The sequence below is a fragment of the Halomicrobium katesii DSM 19301 genome, assembly GCF_000379085.1.
GTDB lineage: Archaea > Halobacteriota > Halobacteria > Halobacteriales > Haloarculaceae > Halomicrobium > Halomicrobium katesii.
In genome coordinates this window covers 281,711-303,697 of sequence record NZ_KB905378.1, presented here as the reverse complement: position 1 = coordinate 303,697, position 21,987 = coordinate 281,711, and the positions used below count along the sequence as shown (strand labels likewise).

The following is a 21,987-nucleotide window of genomic DNA, read 5'->3' as shown; positions in this document are numbered from 1 at the left end:
CTACCCCGTATCACTCGTCAGGCGGCTCCGTCTCGTCTGGCGTGCCCAGTGCGACCGAGAACGCGTCGTGGTCGTCGAGGCCGTCGGCGAGTTCGTCGAGCCGTGTCCGCATCGTCGACAACCGCTCTTTCAGCTCCGACACCGCCTCTGGCTCTCGCTTGTGTCCGCTGGCCGTGGCGGCGTACTCGCTGGCGACCGCGTAGTAGCGCCCGAGGAGCTGGTCGTACTCGACGCGGCGCTGGAGGCGCTCGACCGTCGCGCGAAGCGTCTGCGGCGAGATCGGTTTGGTGACACACTCGATGGCCCTGTCGGTTCCGTCGATCGACTCGTCGACCAGCGCCGCCAGCTCGAACGGGCGCTCGTCGCGCTGGGGGCGTGGAATCGCCTGTTCGATACCGTCCCTGGCGTCGACGAGGACGACCGACACCGCCTCGTCGAGGCTGTCGAGGGCCGCCTCCGAGTCGATCGCCGTCCTGACGGGCCACTCCTCGCGCAGCACCGCCGTCACCCGCTGGCGACAGCCGTCGTCGTCGATACAGACCAGGACTACGTTGTCGGTCACGGAGATATCGAACGCCGCGTTGCTCATCGTCTCCCTCGCATCGCCGGACCGGGAGACGCCACGCGTGCGCGCTGCACGATCAGTTGCCTCCGTCGGTGTCCGAGCCGACCTCGATCGCGGCGTCGAACAGCGTCGAGTACAGCGTCATCGTCTCTTCGTCGTGGACCGTCCGATCGATGTAGTAGTAGCCGGTCGCACCGCCGGCTCTGACGCGCGAGCCGAGCACGTGCAGGAACTCGAAGGCGGTTTCACGTCCCATACACTCCTGGAGGTCGGTGATCGAGTCGAAACAGACCGCGGTGTCGGTTTCGCGGTGGATCTTCGTCGCGATCCGCTCGCCGAGCTCCCGGATGGGCTCGGAGCTGTCGAGATACTCGACGGTCGTGTCGTCGGCCGTCGGTGCCTGCTGGACCGCGGCCGAGCGGGTCACGCCGTCGATCCCCAGCATCGACAGCGACGGTGCCGGGCCGAGCAGCTCTCGCCACCGCGTGGCCTTCTCCTCTGGCCCGTCACTGATCGTCACCCCGACGACGTGTTCCGGCAGCCCGTCGGCCGTCAGGACATCACAGCAGAGCCGGTCTGCAGTGTCTCCGACGCCCGGCGCGACCAGCAACACGTTCGTCGCGTCCGCGACGGCCGGTCCGAGATCGAAGTTCTCGGTCACAGCACCGCCCTCCTCACTACGATCACGGTGTGGGTTCTGTCGTTCACTACCGTACTGATGGCTCTACACCGACAAATATCTTCACTCGTCTTAGATCCCCAATACAACACGTCCCGGTGGCGCTCCAATTCGCCGGACTGCACCGGTTCCCGTATTTGATGGAGATAATTGAACTAATAATTTATTATTATTCTTTAGATAAATATATTTCTCTGTGTCCCCTGTACACAAGTGGCTATGAGCCAGACACAATCTGTCAAGGACACGCTCGCATCGCACCCGAAACTCATCGGCATGATCTTTGCCGTGCTGCTACTGCTGACGCAGGCCGGCGCTGCTGCTGGTGCTGGTATGTCGACCTTCGCTGGTCCGTAAAGTCACAAAATATCAACCTGAAGATCGCCACTCCATAAAAGCTGTTCTCCAGCAACGACGGGTATGCGTTGCATCTCGAAAAATTCCTCAAGATCTGTTTGTGATAAGCGATAGCTGCCAAATTCACCTGAGTTAATGTAGTATTTATTTATCCCCGGTAGATGTGGTCGGCTAATGGATCCAATCGGATAATTTTTTGTAGGATAGCTCTTGAGCGATAGTGTAAGCTCATCTTCTGAAATACGGTTTACCGTGGCAGAGTACGGTGATCCCGATTCACTCTCGACCAGCGTCTCGTTGCCGTCGCCGACGACCATGTACCGCTGGGCCAGCCGGTTTCGCTTTTTCAGCAGGCCGAGCATCGACAGCAGCGAGAACCCCTGATTGAGCAACCGGGCGACCGTCCGGCCGATCTCCGTCGCGGTCTTGTTCAGCACGTCGGTCAGGGTGACGATGCCGCCGATCGCACCGGCGTCGATGAGCGCGCGGCCCTGGCTGTAGGACTGGCAGGCGTTGAGCAGGAACGCGTTGACGCCGACTTCGGTCAGCGTTTCGGCGTCGAGGTGGCCGTCGGTACAGCGGATGCCGTCGGGATCGACGTGACCGATGTAGTGGAAGAAGTCGGCGTCAGCGGCGAGGAGGTCGGCGAGTTCGTCGGTCGTGACCTGCTCGCGCGTGGTGATGTCGAACTCGATCCACTCGCGCGTGCCATAGATGTCGCCGACGACGTTCTCGTCGCTCATTTGGGGGTCGTTGCAGACGACGAGAATGCGGGTCCGTTCGCGGGAACTGGCGTCGAACTCCAGCCGGCGGTCGTACTCCTCGACGCTCATCTTGCTCGCGCCCAGCGGGATCCCCTCGCCGACGTAGGTCTGTTCGATGCTGTCCGCCGGTTCGGGCGTGAACACCGTCTGGTCGAGTCCCCGAGTCGCGGTCTCGCTTCGGGTCGCCGTCGATCTGACGAACGCTTCGCCCCCGCGGTCCGACGTATCGAAGAAAGAGGTCACCTTCGGCGAGAGGTCCGCCTTCGCGCCGTCTGTGGCCGTGGGATCGTCGGGACAGCGAACGACCGCGAGCTCGTCGGCGAGGAAGGGCAACACCGGCAGTGCCGTGGACTCCGGAACGACGTCGGCGGTCAGCTTCCACGTCGGGACCGCCTCTGCGATCGCCTCGTAGGGCACCTGTAGGTACTGGCGGACCTGGTCTGCGAGTGGCCGGTCGTACAGCGCCGGGAAGTCCAGATCGACGGTCGCTTCGACGCGGTCCCGTTCGTACAGCGGCACGTCGTACATCCCCTCTGTCCGGGTGACGCAGTCCAGCAGGAACACCTGCTTGAGCACGCGCGCGACGGTCGCCTCGAAGCCGTCGTCGCCGTCGAGCGAGTGCGACCAGCCGTCGGCGTGGAGCATCGGACGCGATCCGATTTCCACGGTCGCACCGAGGTAGTACGCCAGCGACGCGATCGGCAAGAGCGCGTCCAGCCGCGGCGGCACCTCGATGGTCACGCCCGTCTCCGGCGCGGACAGCGCCGCCGGGACCGAAAGCTCCGGGCCGCGTTCGATCAACGGCGGGTGTCCGCGGAGTGTCGGGAACGACCGCTCACAGCTCGTCGTTTTCAGCGCCGAGCCCAGCTGTGACAGCGCGGTCGCCAGTGCTTCGAGGTCGTCGGTCGTCGTGATCGTCGCCGCCGGCTGCTCGTGGAGCGACCGAACGCCGACCCGGAGCTCGCTGGCACCCGGAAACGAGAGCCGCACCTGATCGGTTCCGGGCTCGAACACGACCTCGCCCTCGACGTAGAGGTACAGCTTCATCTTGGCCGAGGAGAGTTCGACGTAGTACTCGCCGGGTCCGACGGCGGTCCGCTCGCTGCTGGTACATTCGGCGACGATCGAGAGCTCGTCGTCACGAACGAGCGCGTCGACCTGATAGGGGGTCTCTAGCGTCGTGGCCGTAATCACGGCGGCCGTATCGACGGGCGGCGCGAACGTCGACGGGTCGATCGAGGCCGGCGTCACTGGGCGTTGGGTAAGCAGCGTAAACTGTGCCCCCTCGATCGGATCGGCGAGTCGCAACCCGTAGGGTGCTTCGACCGCTGTCATCGACGGCGTCGTATCGGTAACCATAGGATTCGGGACGGCGGTCGGCGGACGACCGGTGTTCTACACGTCACGCACGGCCTGCAGGACAAAAGTACTATTTACTACTCACTGATATCTGTTGCTCGACTGTCGCCGTCGCTGGCATCTGCTTGATCGTCCGTGTCTGGGAGTCATCGCGGCCAAAAAGTGAGTCGACAGTCCGAACCGGGTGCCGCGTCGCCGGGTCAGATGACGTCGATTCCGTTGTTCTTCTCTTTGGTGTCCCGGCCGCCGTCGGTGTGTCCGTAGCTCTGGCCGCCCTGATCGTCGAACTCCTCGACGTTCTGGCTGGCGTCGAAGCTGGTGTCGTCACCGACTTCCTGGATCGCTTCGCGGGACTTGTCGGCCTGCTTCTGGGTGGACGGGCCGAGCACCTGCGCCGACTGGACGCCGGTCATGATCGCCATCACGCGGACCTTGCCCTTGTACTCCTCCTGGATGCGCGCGCCCCAGATGACGTTGGCGCTGGCTTCGAGCCGTTCGGTGATGTTCTGTGCGATCCCTTCGGCCTCCTTCAGCGTGAGGTCGGGGCCGCCAGTGATGTGGACCAGTCCGCCGCTCGCGCCGCGGTAGTCGACGTCCAGCAGCGGGTGGTTCATCGCGTCTTTGACGACCTCTTCGGTCTTGTTTTTGTCCTGTGTCTCGCCGACCAGCATGACCGCGACGCCGCCCTGGTTCATGATCGAGGTCATGTCGGCGTAGTCGAGGTTGATCAGCGACGGCTGCGTGATGGTCTCGCTGATCCCCTTGACCGTCTCGGCGATGATCTGGTCCATCACCGAGAACGCCTTGCCGATCGGGAGGTTCGGGACGTAATCGAGCAGGCGGTTGTTGTCCAGCACGATGATCGAGTCGGCCTCGTTGCGAAGCCGTTCGAGGCCCTCCTCGGCCTTGACCGTGCGGGCGCGTTCGACGTTGAACGGCGTCGACACCATGCCGACGACGATCGCGCCCTGCTCTTTGGCGATCTTCGAGACGACCGGTGCTGCACCGGTCCCAGTCCCGCCACCCATGCCGGCGGTGACGAACACCAGGTCGGCGTCTCCCAGCACTTCCTTGATCGTGCCCTGTGCCATCTCGGTCGCGCGCTCGCCCATCGAGGGGTCGCCACCGGCACCGAGCCCGTTGGTCAGGGACTTGCCGACGAGGATCTTCGTGTCGGCTTCGATCATCTTGAGGTGCTGTTTGTCGGTGTTGATCGCCACCGTGTCGGCACCGTCGACGCCGATGTTGTACAGACGGTTGACCGTGTTGTTACCGGCTCCGCCACAGCCGACGATGACGATTCGGGGGTCACCGAATCCGTCGACGTCCGCGTCGGACAGTTGCTGCTGTTCCGCTTCGTCGCGTTCGAGGGCTTCCTTGACGATGTCCTGCATCGTTAGGCCCTCACGTAGGTGCGCCGTTCGCGTTTTTCAGATGGTCGCTCTTTGCCGCCCTCCTGCTCGGCGAGCATCTCGCGCACAGCGGACCTGATAGCCTCGCTGCGGTTGGGGTACTCCCCGGTTTCGACCATTCGTTCGACCTCTTCGATCTGCTGCTTCGGAATCCGTAGTGTCACACGCTCCATAGTTATCTCGTTCCCCGGTAAGACGGCGGGCGTTTACACGCCGACCGCACGTTTTACACCGCGCAATCGCCGGATGACGGCGGGACATCCACCGTGTGGCGCGCCGTGTAAGACGACCGTCTTACGCAGAACATACCACAGAGTGTAGTATAATAAAGGTTGTGGCGGGTGTATGACAACCCAGCGTTTACGACAGTATGGTCGCTCTAATGCGCGTTCTCGTCACTTTAGTTGTTATCGAGCACGTCCGCTGCCGGGGTTCGACGCCCGCAACTCGGGCAGAAACCCCAGTCCGACCGGAGCTCGTCACCGCAGTCACAGAACACGCGGTGGGCTGCCTTCTCACCACAGTTCGGGCAGTAAACGTGATCACCAGTGAGGTTTTCGCCACATTGGCCACACGTCTTACGTCCGCCCGCGGGTGCACTGTCGTCCTCGCGACTCGGTGTCTTACGATCGGTGCTGGCGTGTGACGACTCGTGCCGACCGTCGTGTGACACCGCCGACTGATCGTCCGACACCGCCTCTCGGCTGGCGTTTTCGCCCTCCAGCGTGATGTTTACGTTCACGTCCTGGGGAGCCCGCGGTTGGAGCCTGCCGTTCAGGCGCTCCTCGATGATCGCGTCCACGCGGTCGACGATCAGATCGTCGATGCTGCCGTCGCCGCCGTCGGCGTCGCCGGACGCGTCGCCGGCCCCCGGCGATTCGTCTGGCGCTTCCAGATACTCCCGGAGCGCTTCGCGCATGACCTCGCTCTTGGAAGCGTCGAACTCCTCGAGCTGATCGATGAGGTCGTCGTCGGCGCGAAACGTGATCTTACTCATTCGACTCGTCATACACATTATCGCCGGGGTATTTTAATCTTCCCGCGGCGTCTGACGCCCGTCTGCCACCGTTTTGCGTCTCGTCTCTGTCCGTCCAACTACGCGGGCGTCGCCGCCGCTGTCTGACGGACTGGTGTGGCTGTGAGACCCTCCCGCCCTCGTACAGAATGATAACCGTTAAGTCTGGGACCGGCGCTACGTTCGAGTGCAACCGCCCTTAGCTCAGACTGGTAGAGCAGTCGACTGTAGATCGACTTGCCCCCCGTTCAAATCGGGGAGGGCGGATTTTTCCTGCGAACGACAGTGAGCAGTGAACCATTTCCCGACACGATTCGAACACGCCAGTTGCAGACCCGCGCAGGGAGCGAAGCGACCGAGCAGGAACGTCTGGCATCTGTTCAAATTGGGGAGGACGGATCCCGTTTTCAGCTGAACTATGGCAGACAGCCAAAGCTGTGTTTGCACGCGCTTCGGCCACTCTCTCGGAGCAATCGCTTTCCGGTGAAGTCCCCCGAAATCCCGAGTCCCACGCGGGACAAGTGGTGAATCGCCGTCCTGTCGCACCCACTCTTCGTGTGCGCCGAGGACGTTCAGTCCAGTCACGAGGACCAGCGACGCCGTCCCGAGCGCGAGGTACGTCTCGACGGCGACCCTCTCTGCGGGCGATGTTCGCCAGATCGGTGTCGATCTCGTAGGACTTCCCGCTGCTACGGTTGACGCGGTTCGTCGCGTAGGCACCGAACAGCGCGACCAGCGTCAGCAGGAACGCGAAGGTGATGTCCGTTCCCTGGACGGTCCACACCGCCGCGTCCAGCTCGTTGCCGAGGATGTTGATCGCCGCGATTCCGTTCGTCACGAACGCGCTGGCGGCGAAGATCGTGCCGAACAGCGCGTCTTCGACGTCGATCTTTCCGTACATGGTTGCTCGTTCGCTCAAACAGCGAACGAGCAATTGGCTGGTGGGGTTCAGTAAAAGACAGGTCGTTATTCAGAATTCCATTCGGATACAAAGTGCCTTTACGATACCTGCTGCATAGCATATCTGGAGTTTTGTTCTAATTTCACTGACCGATCGACGAGCCACAAGATTTAGCACTGTGAGGACACTACGTTCAATCACCGATAACGCCGTGAAAGGTCGATGACCCTGCAGGGGTGCGAACAGCACCTCAGCGTGCGTCGTGGCAGAAATTCGCTTGGTTTCTGTCTATCGCACGCGAGTGGGTGGGAGGCCAATCACGGGCCGGTTCTCAAGAGACGAGAAGACGTTCCAGTTCTATCAGTGTCCAACTTGAACATTCCGCTATTTGAGACTCAGCATTAGTGTGTTCTAGCCAGGGAGTTCCGCCCTTCTGTTCTTCTGCAACAGCACCGGCCAAGCAATCTGCCGCTTGTACACCATCTACTTGTTCAGACGATACACATTCGATCTCTGCCTTTTTTAGACGGTTTTCGATCACTTCACAAAGCTTGTCTGTCTGTACACCCGATCTAAACTGGTCGGGATAGAACTCGATATTGGTGTCTCCGGATAGCTCGTATAGGATCTCAGTATAAGCAATTCCTCGAATGGCGATATCCCAAATGGGAGGGAATGAAACATCTTGGAATAGCTTATAATGAGATCTCAGATTGGTGAAGTCGTCTAACTCAAAGACTGCATATCCGAATTCTAGTGGTGGCGAATTTTCGCCTAAACATTCCATGAACCGTCTCTTTTCAACTGTCTTCATATCATACCATTTTGCCTCATCCATCTGCGGTGCATTACGAACCGCTCTCTTCGGACATCGGTAACAATCATGATGAGTACCGCCAACGACAGCCACAACCACCACCTCACAATCTTCGTTGAGAAGGTTCCGGAAATCACCGGATATGTCTCCGTAATATGGCATTTTAGATTAACAATCAGTTCGTGTGGGAGGCTGAAGAAGGTTCGCAAACCGGGGTAAAAGTGGAAGCATATCTGATGATAGTGGAAATAGAACAAAGCTTGGGTCTGAATTGTTAACCCCAAGGGCTCGCACGTCGAGAAATCCGTTCATCCCCATATGCACACGAGCGCGAACTGGGTGTGTGCATACTCACGATCGATCGGGTTGGGCCGTCGGCGTGATCGAGCCGTGATGGGTATGGGCCGTAGCGATCTTTATCCGTAATCGGGCTTCGAGTTACCCGAGCAGACCACTATTTACCGTCGTGTTCACGGGCGGCGGGTATGCGAATCCGCGGAGACGGCACGCACGCGCACCGAACAGAGACGATCGAGCAGGCCGCCGAGCGCTGGGACTGCAACAAGACGACGGCGCTCGTGCAGTCCGCCGGGTTCTCCCGGCGGATCGACGAGCGAATCCGCGAGGTGCTGGCCCGCGACGATCTGACGGTTCGGCAGAGGCGGGAGGCCGCCGAGACACTGAGAGTGCCCGGTAGCTACGAGATCGACATCGAGACGACGACTACTGTCGATCCGCAGCGTTTCCACGTCTATGGAAACAGCGATGACTGCTGATACGATCGGGTATCTGCCCGAATTCATCGTTGTCCACAGGTCCGACCGGCGCTGACCATCTCGTTGCCGACGACGCGTTCGTCCTCCCGTCGACGGCTCCGCGCTCGGCGGCGCGCATCCCCGATATCAATTTATTTGTAGGTGTCTTGCGGCTTGGTTGATATGGCGACGATCAAATCATTCGTCGAATCGTTCGGCGTACTGCGCCGGAACCCGATCCTGTTCGCGATCGGGGCGTTGTACGCGGTGATCGTACTCCCCCAGACTGCCCTCTCGACGTTCGGAATCCCGATCGTTCCGTGGCTCTTTCAGATAGTGACGTTCTTCATTACGCCCTTCGTCATCGCTGGCCTGCTGGCGATGGCCTACGAGGGACGGGTCAGAGAGACCTCCTTCGAGACGTTCAAGAAGGTCGGCAAGGATCGGTACGCCCCCGTGTTAATCGGGAACCTGATTCAGGCTGTCTTCTCGTTCGTCTACGGAATCATCGCCTTCATCGTCGCGATCTTCGTCGTCGGCTTCGGCGCGATGGCCATGGCGGACGGCGGAACTGGCGGGACGAGCGACGCGATGCTGGGCGGTCTCGGTATCGTTTCGATCGTCCTGATCGCCGGGCTCGTACTCTTTTTCCTGCTGGTGATGTTTTTCATCCAGTTCTACGCGACTGCGATCGTCGTCGACGACGTGGGCGTCATCGACGGGTTCCGCAACAGCGTCAGCGTCGTCCTGAACAACATCCTCGAGGCGCTCGGGTTCGGGGTCATCAACCTCGTGATCGGTCTGCTGGTCGCGGCACCGGTGTTTGGTCTCTTCCTGGTCCCGATCCTCACGGGCGGCATGGGTTCCGGTGGCATGGGTTCGGCGTCGGCGATGGATGCAACGCAGACCGGTGGACTGGGCGCGACGCTCCTCGCCCAGGGCGGGATCGTCGTCTACTCGCTCCTCTCGCAGCTGGTCCTGACACCGTTCCGGTCGGCGTTCTCGGTCTCGTTCTACGACAACCACACCGAGGGATAGCTGCCCTCGACGGCCGACGTTCGTTCTTCCAGTGACCCTTCTCACTGCCCGTCAGCCTGTTCCTACCCAGGGATCGAGCGGCCGGCAGGCGTCTCGTAACTAAGCCACGACCGTCCCTGGCTGGCAGTGGATGACCGATCAACGGAGCACGCAGGGAACTGACGGACGCCGACCGGGGCGGGAGGTAACGGATGTCTGAGATCGTCGTCGCGGACGTGTCGATCGGGGAGCGCTCGATCGAGTACACCGTCGAGTACTCGCGGGATCTGCGGCGTTTCTTCGACGGGTCGACGTTTTCTGTGTCGTACGATGTGGACGTGAGCGAGGTGCCCCTCGGAGTGGCGACGATTCCGGTGCTGGCACAGGTCTGTCCGGTCGCGTGGGCGACCGACAGCACCGTCGTCGTCGAGGCCGTCGACCGGCAGTTCCTCGACAGCCTCGATGCGGTCCGAGACACGCTGTCGCGGATGTACCCCGCGTTCATCGACGGCGGGGCGCTCCGGGCCGAGCGGATCACGGAGCACCGTCACGAACCTGGCTCGTTCGAGGGGACGGCACAGCTGTTCAGCGGCGGTGTCGACTCGCTCGCGACGTACGTCCGACATCGCGATGCGGACCCGGCGCTGATCGCGATCCAGGGCTGGGTGATCGGCGTCGACGAGGACGATCGCTGGGAGCGGGCCATGGGTCACGTGGATCGATTCGCGAAGCGGGAGGACTGTCCGACCCACGGCGTCACGGCGGACATCTCTGATTTCCTCGATCACACGATGCTGAACGTCCACTACAAGCACCACACGGACGGCGGGTGGTACAGCGGCGTCGGCCACGGCATCGGGCTGCTCGGAGTCTGTGCGCCGCTGGCCTACAGTCAGGGCTACGGCGTCGTCCACATGGGCTCGACGCACTGGGACGGGTTCGAGCTGGAGTCGGTCACCTGGTCGGGTCGGGGGTCGCCGTGGGGATCGCATCCGGACATCGACGACAACGTCCGGTGGGCGGGCACGCGGGGCCACCACGACGCCTTCGAGATCACGCGCCAGGACAAGCTGGAACTGCTGGCCGACTACGCCCGCGAAACGGGTTCTCCGTTCGTGATCCGGACCTGTACGTACGACGACGCGGGCGGGAACTGCAACCGCTGTGAGAAGTGCGTCCGGACGGCGACCGGGCTCTTGCTGGCCGGCGTCGATCCCAACGACTTCGGCTACCGGGTCGACGAGGAGTGGTACGACTACGCCGTCGAGCGCTTCGAGACGAACGACTGGGCGCTGGACGAGCACGTCCGGTACTACTGGGAGGACATCCAGGCCCACCTCCCGCCCGAGGAGCCACTCCCCGACGACGCCGCCGAGGCGTTCGTCACGTGGCTGGCAGACAACGACTTCGCGGACAACGTCGAGCGGTCGACCCAGCCCGCCTGGGTGAAGCTGCTTCGCGTGGGCGCGCGAAACGCGCCCTACGAGTTCTACGAGTACCTCTATCCGGTCTACGACCGACTGCGGCCGACACCGTACAACTGACCGCGCTTCGAGACGCGAACAGTCTCATACTGCCGGCTGTAACTGTTTCAAGATATTCGCGACAACGGGGTCGCGAAATTCTGTACAGACTTACAGCCGGCAGTATTAGTCTGTCGGCGAGGGACGGGGCGAGGCCTCGGCGTCACACACCGACCCGCGCCGGACCGTCTCGACGGCGTCGAGCGGGAACGCGTCCCGGTCGGGGACCGTCTCGAACCCGAGGGCAAAGCCAAGCGGGAACAGTATCGCCGAGATCGCTCGTCGGAGGCCGCCGTCGACGCCGAGCCGCTGACAGACCAGTCCGGCGGCCGCGATCGTCGCGAGCAGCCACCCGGCAGCGAGCAGCGGCTGGACGACCGCGAGCAGCGCCCCCAGGCCGAGCCAGGCCGTGGTGGCGATCTTGTCTCGGAAGTACCACAGCCACCGCCAGCACAGCGCCGGTCGGCGCAGGGCTTTGCGACAGACCTGGCCGCCGGCCCGGTAGTACCCCCGTCGCCAGCGACGGAACTGATCGAGCGACGACTCCGGGACGGGATGGGTGCCCACGACCGCCGGCAGCCGGCACAGCTCGTACCCCGCGAGCGTCAGCTGGAACCCCAGATCCACGTCCTCCCAGGCGGTCAGAAACGGGTGGAAGCCGCCGACTTCGGCAAGCGACTCGCGGTCGTACAGCGCGACGCCGTGCAGATAGTCGACGCTGGTCGGTGCCTCCGTCTGGCGTTCGTTCAGGTGTCCGTCGACGCCCGCGATCGAGGAGTCGCTCGCGAGTGTCTCTCGGGCCTCGACGAGCCAGTCGCCCTGGGTCAGGACCACGTCGCCGTCGACGAACAGCACGGCGTCACCGCGGGCCCACTGCGTGCCGACGTAGCGGCCCGCACCGGGGGTCGTCAGCGCGTCGTCGGGGATCCGGAGGACAGTCGCGTCGTAGTCGTCTGCGATGGCGACCGTCCCGTCCGTCGAGTTCGAGTCGACGACCAGCACCTCGAAGCTGGCGACGCCGCGACACGCCTCGAACACGGCGTCGAGACAGTCGGCGATGCGCGCTGCCTCGTTGTAGGTGACGACGACGACCGACAGCTCCGGCCCCGGCTCGTCTCTCTCGACAGTGGCTGTCTCTGGGCTGGCCCCGTCGGCCGTCGCTCGTGTCTCGTACACGAGAGCGACGACGACCGATCGCACCTTCGTTATGTGACTCCTACGTCGGCGGCGAGAAACGACCTCGTTCGCTCAGAGCCGGCGTTCGAGGAAGTCCGCGAGCGTGCGGAACGTGCGGATCTTCTGGTCCACGTCGGTCGATGCGTGGCCCTCCTCGCCGAGTTCGACGTACTCGTAGTCGCCGTCTTCGCCCGCCTCGAAGCCGAGTTCGTCGAGGCGATCTCGGAACAGTCGGGCCTGCGAGACCGGGACGCGCCGGTCGTTGACGCCGTGGAGCACCAACAGCGGAGCGGCGAGGTTCTCGGCGTGAGTGATGGGGCTGCGTTCGTCGTACAGCGCCGGATTCTCCTCGGGCGAGCCCACGTTCTTCTCCAGCAGTTCGGTCCGGTAGTGGGGCATCGTGTTCTCGTAGAGGTCCCGCAGATCGGTGACGCCGATCCAGGCGACCCCCGCGTCGTACAGCTCGGGGTACATCGTCATCTGACAGTACGCCGAGTAGCCGCCGTAAGAGCCTCCGAAGACGGCGATCCGGTCGTCGTCGACCCACTCCTTCTCGGCGAGGATCGTCGTCCCCGTCGCGATGTCGGCCTGCTCGTTGCCGCCCCAGTCGTCGTAGATCGCCTGTGCGAACTCGCGGCCGCGGCCGGTCGAGCCCCGGTAGTTCACCTTCAGGACGCTGTACCCCTGCGAACAGAGGAACTGCGTGTAGAGGTCGAACCCGCGAGTGTCCTGTCCCCGCGGACCGCCGTGGGGGTTCACGACCGCTGGCGACGGACGCTCGCCGCTGTCGTACAGCAGCGCCTCGATCTCGCGGGACGCCGGGTCGCTCTCGACTCCCTGGCCGGCGCGGTCGTCGAACTCGGCGACGCCCGCAGAGTCGAAGGTGAAGTGCTCGGCGTCCACGAACTGATCGGGATCGAGGTCGCCGTAGTCGGCCGCGATCAGCTGCTCGGTCTCGTCGGTCGCGAGGTCGTAACACAGCAGTTCGGGTCGCCGATCCGGCGTCGTGTGCGAGCAGACGATCCGTTCCTCGTCGACGACGGCGCTGCCCGCACGCCCGAGTGACGCGACGCCCGATGGTAGATCGAGCGTCGTCGCCGCGCCGGTCCGGGCGTCGTAGACGACGACTTCTTTCCCACACTCGCGCGTCCGAACCGCGAGAAACCGGTCGCCACCGGGCAGGAAGGACTCGGCGTCCTCGTCGAACTCGCCCCCGTACCAGGTCACCTCGTCGGTCGACAGATCGTAGACGCCACACCGGCCCAGATCCGCCGTGTTGTCCGTCACCAGCAGCCGGTCGCCGTCTGGACTCCAGTCGACCGGCCCGACCTCAGCGCCCGTCTCGCCGATCGCCAGGTTCCGCGGGTTCGATCCGTCGGCGTCGGCCACGTAGGTGTCCGTGTTCTCGAAGGTGTCCGTCTCGTTGGTCGCGTAGGCGATGCGCTCACAATCGGGCGACAGCACGCCCGCGCCGACGGCCCGGTCGTACGCCGTCAGCTGGGTCGTCTCGCCCGTCGCGCAGTCGTGACGGTACAGCTGCATCTGACCGCTCGCCGTCGATCCGACCAGCAGGGTTTCGCCGTCTTCGCCCACGTCTTGCAGGACCGTCTGCCCGTCTAGCTGGACAACTGGCTCGACCGAGCCGTCGCGAGCGATCGCGTACACGTCGTTTTGCTCGTTGCCGTCGTCGTCGAGGTGGAAGAAGACGCGGTCGCCGTCGGCTCCCCACTCGACGTGCCAGCGGGCGTTCCGGGGCACTTCGCCGTCGCTCCACCGCGTTCGCTCGCCGGTCGCTACGTCGACGACGTGCAACTCGTTGCGGCCCGTCTCGTCGTAGTAGACGGCGACTTCGCTCCCGTCGGGGGAGACGGTCGCGTGGTGGAAGGTCGGCAGGCTCGCCAGCGCTTCGAGGAGGTCCTCGTCCATGGGCTCTCGTGTTTCCGGACGAACAATGAATCTGTGGACTGTGGCACGCATCTCCGCGGTCGCGGCCGTGAGGTGCGGGATCGTCGGCGTGGCGGTATGCGGCCGGCTATCACTGTTTCGAGATGTTCGCGATACGGGGTCGCGAAACGCGTCACAGACGTACAGCCGGCAGTAGTAGGCGGTCTCTACGGCCTACATCGCACGGTCCGTAGACGCTCCTTACTGGGGCCGTCGTCTCGACGGCGTGGCGTTCGCCGCTGGCGCGGTCGGTTCGAGCGCCGACCGTCGCGAGTGGGCGTTGCAGTTGCGAACGGACCGTGATCGTTTCTGTCGACGGACTCACGAGCAACGCGGAGACAGTCGGCCGCCGACCGCGTCGCCATCGCGTACCGTCTGGCGACGAATCGAAACAACCCGGGGAAGAGAGGCGGATAAAATGACGTGAACGATCATCTCTCTTTTTAGTGACGTGGCGTCAACCCTGGGGTGTGGTCGTCAATGGGAGTGTTCGATAAGGCACGAAACGTTTCCCACCTCGGGGACGCTGACGGAGATCGCCCGTATCTGTGTATGCGATGCGAGGCGACGTTCCAGGTCCAGTACCACTCCTGCCCGGCCTGCGGTGGGTACGACGTCCGCCGCGCCGAGTGGGTCTGATACGGATTATTGTAGCGATTTACCGGTCGACCACACGTCGCCGCCCGGTCGATCCCGGAGCGGTCGACAAAAGTCCGTACGAGTGCAGCTTCCGGCGTCCACACGACTGCCGTGTGATCGCTCGCCGCCGTGGGACGGTCGCACGGCTCGCCCTGTCACGGTCCGGCCCCCGTCCCACATTTTTCGATACGCCTCTCAGCTGCGGTGCCGGAACAGCCGCAGGTCTCGACAGCGCATCGGGCTTTCCGGGCCCTCGGAGGTGACAGACACAAGTAGCCAAGACCCGTCGGGTCGGGTATGCGTCATCGACCACTCGGCACGACAGGTATCGACGTGACGGAAGTCGGACTGGGGACGTGGAACGTTGGCGGCGACTGGGGCGACGTTTCCGACGAGGAGGGCCGGGAGGCGATCCGTGCCGCACTCGACGCGGGGATCGACTTCGTGGACACGGCCGACGTGTACGGCGACGGCCGCAGCGAGCGCCACATCGCACACGTCCTGGACGAGCGCGACGAGGACGTGACGGTCGCGACGAAGGCCGGCCGCCGGCTCGACCCCCACGTGGCCGAAGACTACGACTACGAACACCTCTCGGCGTTCGTCGACCGCTCTCGAGAGTACCTCGATCAGGACACGCTGGACCTCCTCCAGCTCCACTGTCCGCCGACCGACGCCTTCTACCAGCCCGAGACGTTCGCGGCGCTGGATCGACTCAAAGACAAGGGCGCGCTCGATCACTACGGCGTCAGCGTCGAGACGGTCGAGGAGGGCCTGAAGGCCATCCAGTTCCCCGGCGTCGAGGCGGTCCAGATCATCTTCAACCCCTTCCGCCAGCGTCCGGCCGACCTGTTCTTCGAGGAGGCCAAGCGCCGCGACGTGGGCGTCATCGTCCGCGTGCCGCTGGCGTCGGGACTGCTGACCGGGGCACTCTCCCGCGACGACACGTTCCCGGAGAACGACCACCGCAACTACAACCGCGAGGGCGAGGCCTTCGACCGCGGCGAGACCTTCGCCGGGCTCCCGTTCGAGCGTGGGCTCGACGCCGTCGACGCGCTCCGCGAGCACGTCCCCGAGGAGCTCACCATGGCCCAGACCGCGCTGCGCTGGATCCTCGACTTCGAAGCGGTGTCGACGGTGATCCCCGGTTCGACCTCGCCCGAACACATCCGCCAGAACGCCGCCGCCAGTCAGGCCGCGCCGCTCTCTCATCAGACCCACGGCGCGATCCGCGATATCTACGAGAAGTACGTCTTCGACGACGTTCACCACCGCTGGTAGTTCCCGCCCCTCGTGTCGGTTTACTGACCGTGTTTACGGGAAACGACGCGACTATCTGGCAGTCGAACGTCGCCTCTCCGAAACCGAACCGTAGCGTTCGAGTCTGGCGGTTCATTTATCGAATCTGACTGTAAACGCGGCTCGATGTATACGCTATATGGTAGGTATCGGCCGAGTGTGTGACAAGACCTTGACCGTTGTCTGACGGTCGTCTGCCACGCGCACGCCCGTCGTCAGAGCGGCCGGCTCCGCCACCGCACAGTTCAAGTGTGCTTGCGGTAACTACACGCTCGTGGTCGTCTCGTTCGACTGTTTCGGCACGCTCGTAGACGCCGACCGACCCGAGGAGCCGTGGGCGGCCGTGGCCGACGCGCTGGCCGCCCGCGACGTGACGGTCCCGTCCGACTGGGAGGCGGCCTACCGCAGTTCACACCGGGAGTACGAACGGGGCGCGGAGGCACCGCTGGACGAGCACGTCCGACTCGCGCTCGCCAGTCGTGGCGTCGATATCGAGGCCGAGGCCGCACACGACGCGACGCTGGCGGCGTTCGACTCGCCAGTGACCGTTCGGGACGGCGCTCGGACCGCGCTCGCGAGCGCGCGCGAGTACGGTCCCGTGGCGGTCTGCTCGAACTGCAGCGTCCCCGGCCTCGTCGAACGGACGCTCGACCGCGCCGACCTCGCCGTCGATTCCGTCGTGACCAGCGTCGGCTGTGGCTGGCGCAAGCCCCACCCGACGATCTTCGAGCGGACGGCGGCGGCGCTCGCGGTCCCGCTCGACGAACTCGTCCACGTCGGCGACGACGCCCGTACCGACGGCGGTGCGGACCGCGTCGGCGCGACTGCGCTCGTACTCGACGACGTGGCGCTCTCGGCGGTGCCCGAGTGGCTCGCGGCCGCCGCCGACGGAGCGTCCGGGGAGGAGCCACCGTGATCGCGCCCTTCACGGTCCTGACCGCGGCGGCGCTCGAACTGCTCGCGGCCGAGCCCCCGGCCCGTGCTCACCCGGTCGCCTGGCTGGGCCGTGCCGTCGCGCCGCTGGATCGGGCGTGGCGACGCCCCCGTCTCGTCGGTGCCGTCGGGGCGCTGGCGGTGCCGCTCACCGCCGCGGTCGCCGTCGCCGTCCTCGTCGTCGCGGCCGGGCGCGCGTCGACGTGGCTCGCGGTCGCTGCCGCCGGTGGTGCCCTGTTCGTCGCGACGAGTCTCCGGATGCTCCTGTCGGAAGCCCGCTCGACGATCGGGGCCACGCCGACGGATCTCGACGCCGCTCGCGGGTCACTGCGGGCGCTCGCGGGTCGTGACGCGGAGACGCTCTCGGCGGGTCAGGTCCGGAGCGCGGCCATCGAGAGCGCGGCCGAGAACCTCGCCGACGGGCTGGTCGCGCCACTCGCCGCGTTCGTCGCGGGCGTCGTCGTGGGTCAGGCGGCGGTGCTCTCGCCGGTCCCGGCGCTCGCGCTCGGCGCTGGCGGGGCGGCGTGGGTCAAGGCCGTCAACACGCTGGATTCGATGCTCGGCTATCGTTCGAAACCGGTCGGGTGGGCTCCCGCGCGCCTCGACGACGCGGTGATGTGGCTCCCGGCCCGGATCGGCGCGCTCCTGATCGCCGCGGCGGCACGCGACCCGGCGGCGCTCCGGCGCGCACGACCGTGGCTGGATGGGGTACCCTCGCCCAACTCCGGCTGGCCGATGGGGGTGCTCGCGGCCGCCCACGGCGTTCGTCTCGAAAAGCCCGGCGTGTACGCACTCGACGGCGGCGAGCAGTTACCCTCGACGGAAATTTCACTGCGATCGGTCCGAACCGTCGCCGTTGCGGGCGGACTCGCGTACGCGCTCGCGGTCGTCACGACGGCCGCGGTGGGGGGACTACCGTGATCGGTGCCGCGTTCCGTGGCGCGCTCGGCTTTCTCACCCGGCTCCCGGTCGGCCACGGTGAGAGGGCGTTCGACGCGTTTCGGGCGACGCCGGCGGCCTTCCCGCTCGCCGGCTACCTCGTCGGACTCCTGCTCGCACCGGCCGTCGTGCTCCCCGTGCCCGCGCCGACGGTCGCATTCTCGCTCGTCGTCGGCGTCGTGCTGGTCACCGGCGTCAACCACGCCGACGGGCTGGCCGATCTGGGCGACGCCGCGGTCGTCCACGGCGACGCCGAGCGACGGCGGGAGGTGATGGCCGACACGACCGTCGGGGTCGGGGCGCTGTTGGCCCTCGGCGTCGACCTCGTGGGGATCGCACTCGCCGGTCTGGCCCTCGCCGCGCTGCCGGTCGCCGGGGCCGTCGTCGTGGTCCTCGCGAGCGAGGTCGGCGCGAAGCTCGCCATGGCGACGCTGATCTGTCGGGGGACGCCGAGCCACGAGGGCTTTGGCTCCTCGTTTCTGAACGAGGCCGACGGGCGGGACCTGTGGCTCCCCGTCGTCGTCGCGCTCCCCGCGGTGGCGCTGGGCCGGCTCGCTGGCGGCAGCGGACTGGTCGCGACCGGATCGGCACTCATCGGAGCCGTCGCCGTCGCACTGGCCGTCGAGCGGTGGACCGCCGTCACGCTGGGCGGCGTCGGCGGTGACGTGCTCGGAGCGACCAACGACCTGGCGCGACTGGCCGCGCTCCACCTGGGGGTGATCGCGTGGACGCTCTGGTGATGGCCGGCGGCCGAGGCACCCGCCTCGACACTGACGGCGAGAAACCGCTGTCCCCGGTCTCCGGCCGTCCGCTGATCGACTACGTGCTCGACGCGCTCGACGCGAGCGGCGTCGCGTCGGTCGCCGTCGCGACCTCGCCGTCGACGCCCGAGACGGCGGCCCACGTCTCCGTCCCGACCGTCGAGACGCCGGGCGAGGGATACGTCGCCGACCTCGACGCGGCGCTGGCCGACGACAGACTGGCCCGCCCGACGCTCACCGTGGCGGCGGATCTCCCCCTGTTGACCGGCGCTGTGCTGGACCGGCTCCGTCGCGCCCACGAGTCGGGGTCGCTCACCGTCGCCGTGCCGGCCGCCCGCAAACACGAGCTGGGGGTCAGCGTCGACACGACGTTCGACCACGACGGTCGGACCGTGGCACCGACCGGCGTCAACGTCGTCGGCGGCGAGCCGTCCCGCACGCTCGTGGTCGACGAGCCCCGGCTGGCTGTCAACGTCAACCGTCCGGGCGACGCGGCCGTCGCCCGCGAGTGGCTCCGTTCCTGATCGACACGCGCGAAAGAATTATCCGCGTTACGGCCGGTATGATGTGTATGCTTCCCGACGCCGTCGACGAGCTACGAGAGTCCGGTGGCCAGAACGAGGCCGTCGACGAGCAGGGGCGAGTGCCACACGGGAGCGCCGACGACCCCTGGGTCCTCGATTTCAGCGCGAACACCAATCCGCGCTCGCCCGACGGGGCCGCCCGCGTGTACGAGTCGTCGCTCGCGTCGGCCCGGCGGTATCCGCCCGACGACTACTGTGCCTTTCGTGCCGCCGCCTCGACGGTCGTCGACTGCGAGGCCCGCGAGGTCATTCCGACCGCGGGCGGGCTGGCGGCGATCCGGCTCACGCTTCAGACGAGCGTCGAACCGGGCGGCTCCGTCCTCGTCCCGGCACCGAGCTTCGGCGAGTACGCCCGCGAGGTCCGCCTGCAGGGGGCTACCCCCGCCTTCGTCGATCACGACGCGATCCTCGACGCCGACCCGGCCGGCCACGACCTCGCTATCGTCTGCAACCCGAACAATCCGACCGGCGAGTGCTACGACGCCGAGCGACTGCGGGCCTTCGCCGAGCGCTGTCGCGACGCGGACACGACCCTGCTGGTCGACGAGGCGTTCCTGGGGTTCACCGACGAGCCCTCGCTGGCCGGCACGCCGGGGGTCGTCGTCGCCCGCGCGCTGACGAAGCTCTACGGGCTGCCGGGGCTGCGGGCCGGCTACGCCGTCGCCACCGGGAGACACCGCGACCGACTGGACACCGCCCGGATCGCGTGGTCGCTGAGCGGGCCGGCGGCCGCCGTCGGGACCCACTGCCTGCGTGACACGGAGTTCGTCGCGGCGACCCGAGAGCGAGTCAGCGCCGAGCGCGAGCGAATGCGGACACAGCTCGCCGGTCGCTTCCGGGTGTCTCCCTCCGACGCGCCCTTCCTCTTGCTGGAACTCGACGGGCGCGACACGGTCGAGGAGCTGCTCGCGACGGTCCGGGAACACGACGTGGCGATCAGGGACGCCCGCACGTTCCGCGGGCTGGACGCACACGTCCGGATCGCCGTGCGGATGCCCGACGAGAACCAGCAGCTGCTGGGCGTCCTCGATGCTTGAGGCCCGGATTCGGGACGGCGTCTGTCAGTGTCGCAGCGACGGCAGCCGCTGGCTGGGGACCGGTCCGACAGGGGGGTATCGACGCGCCGACGCCGTCTACAACGTCACCGTTCCGGAGGGGTTCGACCGCACGGACCTGTCGAGCTACGTCGCCGAACGCCGCCGACGCGCGGGATTCGAGATCGACGGCCCCGGTCTGCTCACGGGCGTCGACGTGACTCACGCCCGCTGTGCCACTGTGGGACCGGTCACGGTCCTGGCGACGGTCGGGCTCTCGAACCCGGCTGCGCTGCCCCTCGAACCAGATTCTCACGAAGGAAACAGAGCGGGCGACACCGACGACACCTGGCGTCCCGGCACGGTCAACCTCGTCGTCGGCACCGACCGGGCCCTCGACGACGGCACGCTGGCGGAACTGCTGGCGACCTGCGTCGAAGCCAAGGCCGCGACGCTGTCCCGGCTGGTCGGGGTTCCGGGGACGACGAGCGACGCCGTCCTCGTCGGAACCGCCACCGACGGCGATCCGGCCGACTTCGCCGGCAGTGCGACGACGGTCGGGTCCGCCGGGCGGGCCTGCGTCCGCGACGCGGTCCGGGCCAGTTTCCGGGCGCGGTACGCCGACGACGAGCCGCCGGGCTCGGTCGCGGACGCACGCTACGGTGTCACGACCGATCGTCAGGCCGATGTGTTCGCCCCCCGGAACTGCGAGTATGAGTGAGGACACGGACGGCGGTCCGCGGGCCGAACCGATCACAGCCAGCGCGCCCGACGACTTCGGCCTCGTACAGGCCTGGTGGGGCGACGGCAAGGGGAAGACGACCGCCGCGCTCGGGATGGCGATGCGGGCGGCCGGCCACGGCTATCGGGTCCACCTGTTGCAGTTCATGAAAGGGGGGACCAGCAGCGTCGAAGACGTCCGAGGCGAGTACAACGCGATCGCGGCACTGCCGGGCTTTTCCTACGAGAACGCCGGCCACTACGGCTGGCACGGCTTCCTCGACGGCAGCGACGACGACGAACACGCCGCTCGTGCGCGGGGCGCGCTGGCTCGCGCGGAGGAACTGATCGAGGCCGCCACCGCCGCCGACCTCTCGGCACCGCTGGCACTCGACGGCCCGCCCGAAGACGGCCTCCACATGCTCGTCCTCGACGAGATCCTCTACGCCGCCAACCGCGACCTGCTCGCGCCCGCGGACGTGATCGAGTTGATCGAGTCGGCACCCGAGGGTCTCGAACTGGTGTTGACCGGCGGCCACGAGCGCCCGGCGTTCCTGACCGAGTACGCCGATCTCGTCACGAACGTCGCGAAGGAACGCCACCCGCTGGACGACGGCCAGGGTGCGCGCAAGGGCACGGAGTTCTGAGTTCGGGATCGAGTGTCGCCGGCCGACTCCGGTAATCTGGACCTATCGCCGTTCTCCGGTATCGTGGTCGACTATCGCTGTGTCGACTGCTTCGTACGGACAGTTGTCGTTGCGTACCGGCGAGCGCTCGGACGGATAGACACTCAC

The 21,987-nt window shown here is 65.7% G+C and carries 21 protein-coding genes and 1 tRNA gene; 13 read left to right on the top strand and 9 right to left on the bottom strand.

All coding sequences use genetic code 11. The features are described 5' to 3' along the window. Window positions 1-10: 10 nt before the first annotated feature. The gene (locus HALKA_RS0101490) at window positions 11-589 is read right to left on the bottom strand and encodes a HalX domain-containing protein (protein WP_018256331.1); all 579 of its coding nucleotides are present in this window, start codon (window positions 587-589) and stop codon (window positions 11-13) included. Window positions 590-641: 52 nt separating this feature from the next. Further along, window positions 642-1,226, bottom strand: a complete 585-nt coding sequence (locus HALKA_RS0101485) for a DUF7504 family protein (RefSeq protein WP_018256330.1) — start codon at window positions 1,224-1,226, stop codon at window positions 642-644. Window positions 1,227-1,463: 237 nt separating this feature from the next. On the opposite strand from HALKA_RS0101485, the gene HALKA_RS21240 reads away from it, so the two are divergent. Further along, a complete protein-coding gene (locus tag HALKA_RS21240; RefSeq protein ID WP_018256329.1) occupies window positions 1,464-1,601 on the top strand; it encodes a DUF7503 family protein in 138 nt (45 codons plus the stop codon). A gap of 2 nt (window positions 1,602-1,603) precedes the next feature. Here the strand turns inward: HALKA_RS21240 and HALKA_RS0101475 are convergent, their stop codons facing one another. The 4 genes from HALKA_RS0101475 to HALKA_RS0101460 form a co-directional block, all read right to left on the bottom strand. Beyond that, window positions 1,604-3,700 carry a hypothetical protein gene (locus HALKA_RS0101475; RefSeq protein ID WP_018256328.1) on the bottom strand — a complete coding sequence of 699 codons (2,097 nt, stop codon included), beginning with the start codon at window positions 3,698-3,700 and terminating at the stop codon, window positions 1,604-1,606. 224 nt (window positions 3,701-3,924) lie between these two features. Continuing rightward, a complete protein-coding gene (gene ftsZ, locus HALKA_RS0101470) occupies window positions 3,925-5,118 on the bottom strand; it encodes a cell division protein FtsZ (RefSeq protein WP_012807699.1) in 1,194 nt (397 codons plus the stop codon). Window positions 5,119-5,120: 2 nt separating this feature from the next. Beyond that, window positions 5,121-5,309: a transcriptional regulator CdrS gene (locus HALKA_RS0101465; RefSeq protein WP_012807698.1), complete on the bottom strand. Its 189-nt coding sequence runs from the start codon at window positions 5,307-5,309 to the stop codon at window positions 5,121-5,123. A gap of 227 nt (window positions 5,310-5,536) precedes the next feature. Continuing rightward, window positions 5,537-6,133 (bottom strand): double zinc ribbon domain-containing protein, encoded by a 597-nt coding sequence (locus tag HALKA_RS0101460; RefSeq protein WP_018256327.1) that lies wholly within the window; start codon window positions 6,131-6,133, stop codon window positions 5,537-5,539. A gap of 211 nt (window positions 6,134-6,344) precedes the next feature. Here HALKA_RS0101460 and HALKA_RS0101455 point away from each other — a divergent pair. After that, a tRNA-Tyr gene (locus tag HALKA_RS0101455) sits at window positions 6,345-6,418 on the top strand. A 965-nt stretch (window positions 6,419-7,383) separates the two neighbouring features. Here the strand turns inward: HALKA_RS0101455 and HALKA_RS20675 are convergent. After that, window positions 7,384-7,890 carry a DUF3800 domain-containing protein gene (locus HALKA_RS20675; protein WP_126967051.1) on the bottom strand — a complete coding sequence of 169 codons (507 nt, stop codon included), beginning with the start codon at window positions 7,888-7,890 and terminating at the stop codon, window positions 7,384-7,386. Window positions 7,891-8,354: 464 nt separating this feature from the next. On the opposite strand from HALKA_RS20675, the gene HALKA_RS0101445 reads away from it, so the two are divergent. The 3 genes from HALKA_RS0101445 to HALKA_RS0101435 all read left to right on the top strand — a co-directional run bounded on the left by HALKA_RS0101445 (window position 8,355) and on the right by HALKA_RS0101435 (window position 11,185). Then, window positions 8,355-8,645 carry a DUF7692 domain-containing protein gene (locus HALKA_RS0101445; protein ID WP_018256325.1) on the top strand — a complete coding sequence of 97 codons (291 nt, stop codon included), beginning with the start codon at window positions 8,355-8,357 and terminating at the stop codon, window positions 8,643-8,645. Window positions 8,646-8,807: 162 nt separating this feature from the next. Next, entirely contained in the window at window positions 8,808-9,662 is an 855-nt protein-coding gene (locus HALKA_RS0101440) for a DUF7847 domain-containing protein (protein WP_018256324.1), read from the top strand. A gap of 191 nt (window positions 9,663-9,853) precedes the next feature. Further along, the gene (locus HALKA_RS0101435) at window positions 9,854-11,185 is read left to right on the top strand and encodes a hypothetical protein (RefSeq protein ID WP_018256323.1); all 1,332 of its coding nucleotides are present in this window, start codon (window positions 9,854-9,856) and stop codon (window positions 11,183-11,185) included. 105 nt (window positions 11,186-11,290) lie between these two features. On the opposite strand, the gene HALKA_RS0101430 is transcribed toward HALKA_RS0101435, so the two are convergent. Next, window positions 11,291-12,340, bottom strand: a complete 1,050-nt coding sequence (locus tag HALKA_RS0101430) for a glycosyltransferase family 2 protein (RefSeq protein WP_245545306.1) — start codon at window positions 12,338-12,340, stop codon at window positions 11,291-11,293. 72 nt (window positions 12,341-12,412) lie between these two features. Beyond that, window positions 12,413-14,266: a S9 family peptidase gene (locus tag HALKA_RS0101425; RefSeq protein ID WP_018256321.1), complete on the bottom strand. Its 1,854-nt coding sequence runs from the start codon at window positions 14,264-14,266 to the stop codon at window positions 12,413-12,415. Window positions 14,267-15,220: 954 nt separating this feature from the next. On the opposite strand from HALKA_RS0101425, the gene HALKA_RS0101420 reads away from it, so the two are divergent. The 8 genes from HALKA_RS0101420 (at window position 15,221) to HALKA_RS0101385 (ending at window position 21,840) form a co-directional block, all read left to right on the top strand. Next, a complete protein-coding gene (locus HALKA_RS0101420; protein WP_026190113.1) occupies window positions 15,221-16,204 on the top strand; it encodes an aldo/keto reductase in 984 nt (327 codons plus the stop codon). Window positions 16,205-16,496: 292 nt separating this feature from the next. Beyond that, window positions 16,497-17,138, top strand: coding sequence for an HAD family hydrolase (locus HALKA_RS0101415; protein WP_018256318.1), 642 nt, complete (start codon window positions 16,497-16,499; stop codon window positions 17,136-17,138). Continuing rightward, window positions 17,135-18,076, top strand: a complete 942-nt coding sequence (gene cbiB / locus HALKA_RS0101410) for an adenosylcobinamide-phosphate synthase CbiB (protein WP_044956468.1) — start codon at window positions 17,135-17,137, stop codon at window positions 18,074-18,076. The genes HALKA_RS0101415 and cbiB overlap by 4 nt, the downstream gene beginning before the upstream one ends. Further along, a complete protein-coding gene (gene cobS / locus HALKA_RS0101405; RefSeq protein ID WP_018256316.1) occupies window positions 18,073-18,834 on the top strand; it encodes an adenosylcobinamide-GDP ribazoletransferase in 762 nt (253 codons plus the stop codon). The genes cbiB and cobS overlap by 4 nt, the downstream gene beginning before the upstream one ends. Then, window positions 18,834-19,379 carry an NTP transferase domain-containing protein gene (locus tag HALKA_RS0101400; RefSeq protein ID WP_026190112.1) on the top strand — a complete coding sequence of 182 codons (546 nt, stop codon included), beginning with the start codon at window positions 18,834-18,836 and terminating at the stop codon, window positions 19,377-19,379. Before cobS ends, HALKA_RS0101400 begins: the two co-directional genes overlap by 1 nt. A 47-nt stretch (window positions 19,380-19,426) precedes the next feature. Beyond that, window positions 19,427-20,476 (top strand): threonine-phosphate decarboxylase, encoded by a 1,050-nt coding sequence (locus HALKA_RS0101395; RefSeq protein ID WP_018256314.1) that lies wholly within the window; start codon window positions 19,427-19,429, stop codon window positions 20,474-20,476. Continuing rightward, the gene (locus HALKA_RS0101390) at window positions 20,469-21,194 is read left to right on the top strand and encodes an adenosylcobinamide amidohydrolase (RefSeq protein WP_018256313.1); all 726 of its coding nucleotides are present in this window, start codon (window positions 20,469-20,471) and stop codon (window positions 21,192-21,194) included. Before HALKA_RS0101395 ends, HALKA_RS0101390 begins: the two co-directional genes overlap by 8 nt. Then, a complete protein-coding gene (locus HALKA_RS0101385; RefSeq protein WP_018256312.1) occupies window positions 21,187-21,840 on the top strand; it encodes a cob(I)yrinic acid a,c-diamide adenosyltransferase in 654 nt (217 codons plus the stop codon). Before HALKA_RS0101390 ends, HALKA_RS0101385 begins: the two co-directional genes overlap by 8 nt. The last annotated feature ends 147 nt before the right edge of the window (window positions 21,841-21,987 follow it).

Coding starts and splice junctions, on each gene's coding strand:
- HALKA_RS0101490 (WP_018256331.1), bottom strand. CDS start 589: ATGAGCAACGCGGCGTTCGATATCTCCGTGACCGACAACGTAGTCCTG.
- HALKA_RS21240 (WP_018256329.1), top strand. CDS start 1,464: ATGAGCCAGACACAATCTGTCAAGGACACGCTCGCATCGCACCCGAAA.
- HALKA_RS0101475 (WP_018256328.1), bottom strand. CDS start 3,700: ATGACAGCGGTCGAAGCACCCTACGGGTTGCGACTCGCCGATCCGATC.
- ftsZ (WP_012807699.1), bottom strand. CDS start 5,118: ATGCAGGACATCGTCAAGGAAGCCCTCGAACGCGACGAAGCGGAACAG.
- HALKA_RS0101465 (WP_012807698.1), bottom strand. CDS start 5,309: ATGGAGCGTGTGACACTACGGATTCCGAAGCAGCAGATCGAAGAGGTC.
- HALKA_RS0101460 (WP_018256327.1), bottom strand. CDS start 6,133: ATGAGTAAGATCACGTTTCGCGCCGACGACGACCTCATCGATCAGCTC.
- HALKA_RS20675 (WP_126967051.1), bottom strand. CDS start 7,890: ATGGATGAGGCAAAATGGTATGATATGAAGACAGTTGAAAAGAGACGG.
- HALKA_RS0101445 (WP_018256325.1), top strand. CDS start 8,355: ATGCGAATCCGCGGAGACGGCACGCACGCGCACCGAACAGAGACGATC.
- HALKA_RS0101440 (WP_018256324.1), top strand. CDS start 8,808: ATGGCGACGATCAAATCATTCGTCGAATCGTTCGGCGTACTGCGCCGG.
- HALKA_RS0101435 (WP_018256323.1), top strand. CDS start 9,854: ATGTCTGAGATCGTCGTCGCGGACGTGTCGATCGGGGAGCGCTCGATC.
- HALKA_RS0101425 (WP_018256321.1), bottom strand. CDS start 14,266: ATGGACGAGGACCTCCTCGAAGCGCTGGCGAGCCTGCCGACCTTCCAC.
- HALKA_RS0101420 (WP_026190113.1), top strand. CDS start 15,221: ATGCGTCATCGACCACTCGGCACGACAGGTATCGACGTGACGGAAGTC.
- HALKA_RS0101400 (WP_026190112.1), top strand. CDS start 18,834: ATGGCCGGCGGCCGAGGCACCCGCCTCGACACTGACGGCGAGAAACCG.
- HALKA_RS0101395 (WP_018256314.1), top strand. CDS start 19,427: ATGCTTCCCGACGCCGTCGACGAGCTACGAGAGTCCGGTGGCCAGAAC.
- HALKA_RS0101390 (WP_018256313.1), top strand. CDS start 20,469: ATGCTTGAGGCCCGGATTCGGGACGGCGTCTGTCAGTGTCGCAGCGAC.
- HALKA_RS0101385 (WP_018256312.1), top strand. CDS start 21,187: ATGAGTGAGGACACGGACGGCGGTCCGCGGGCCGAACCGATCACAGCC.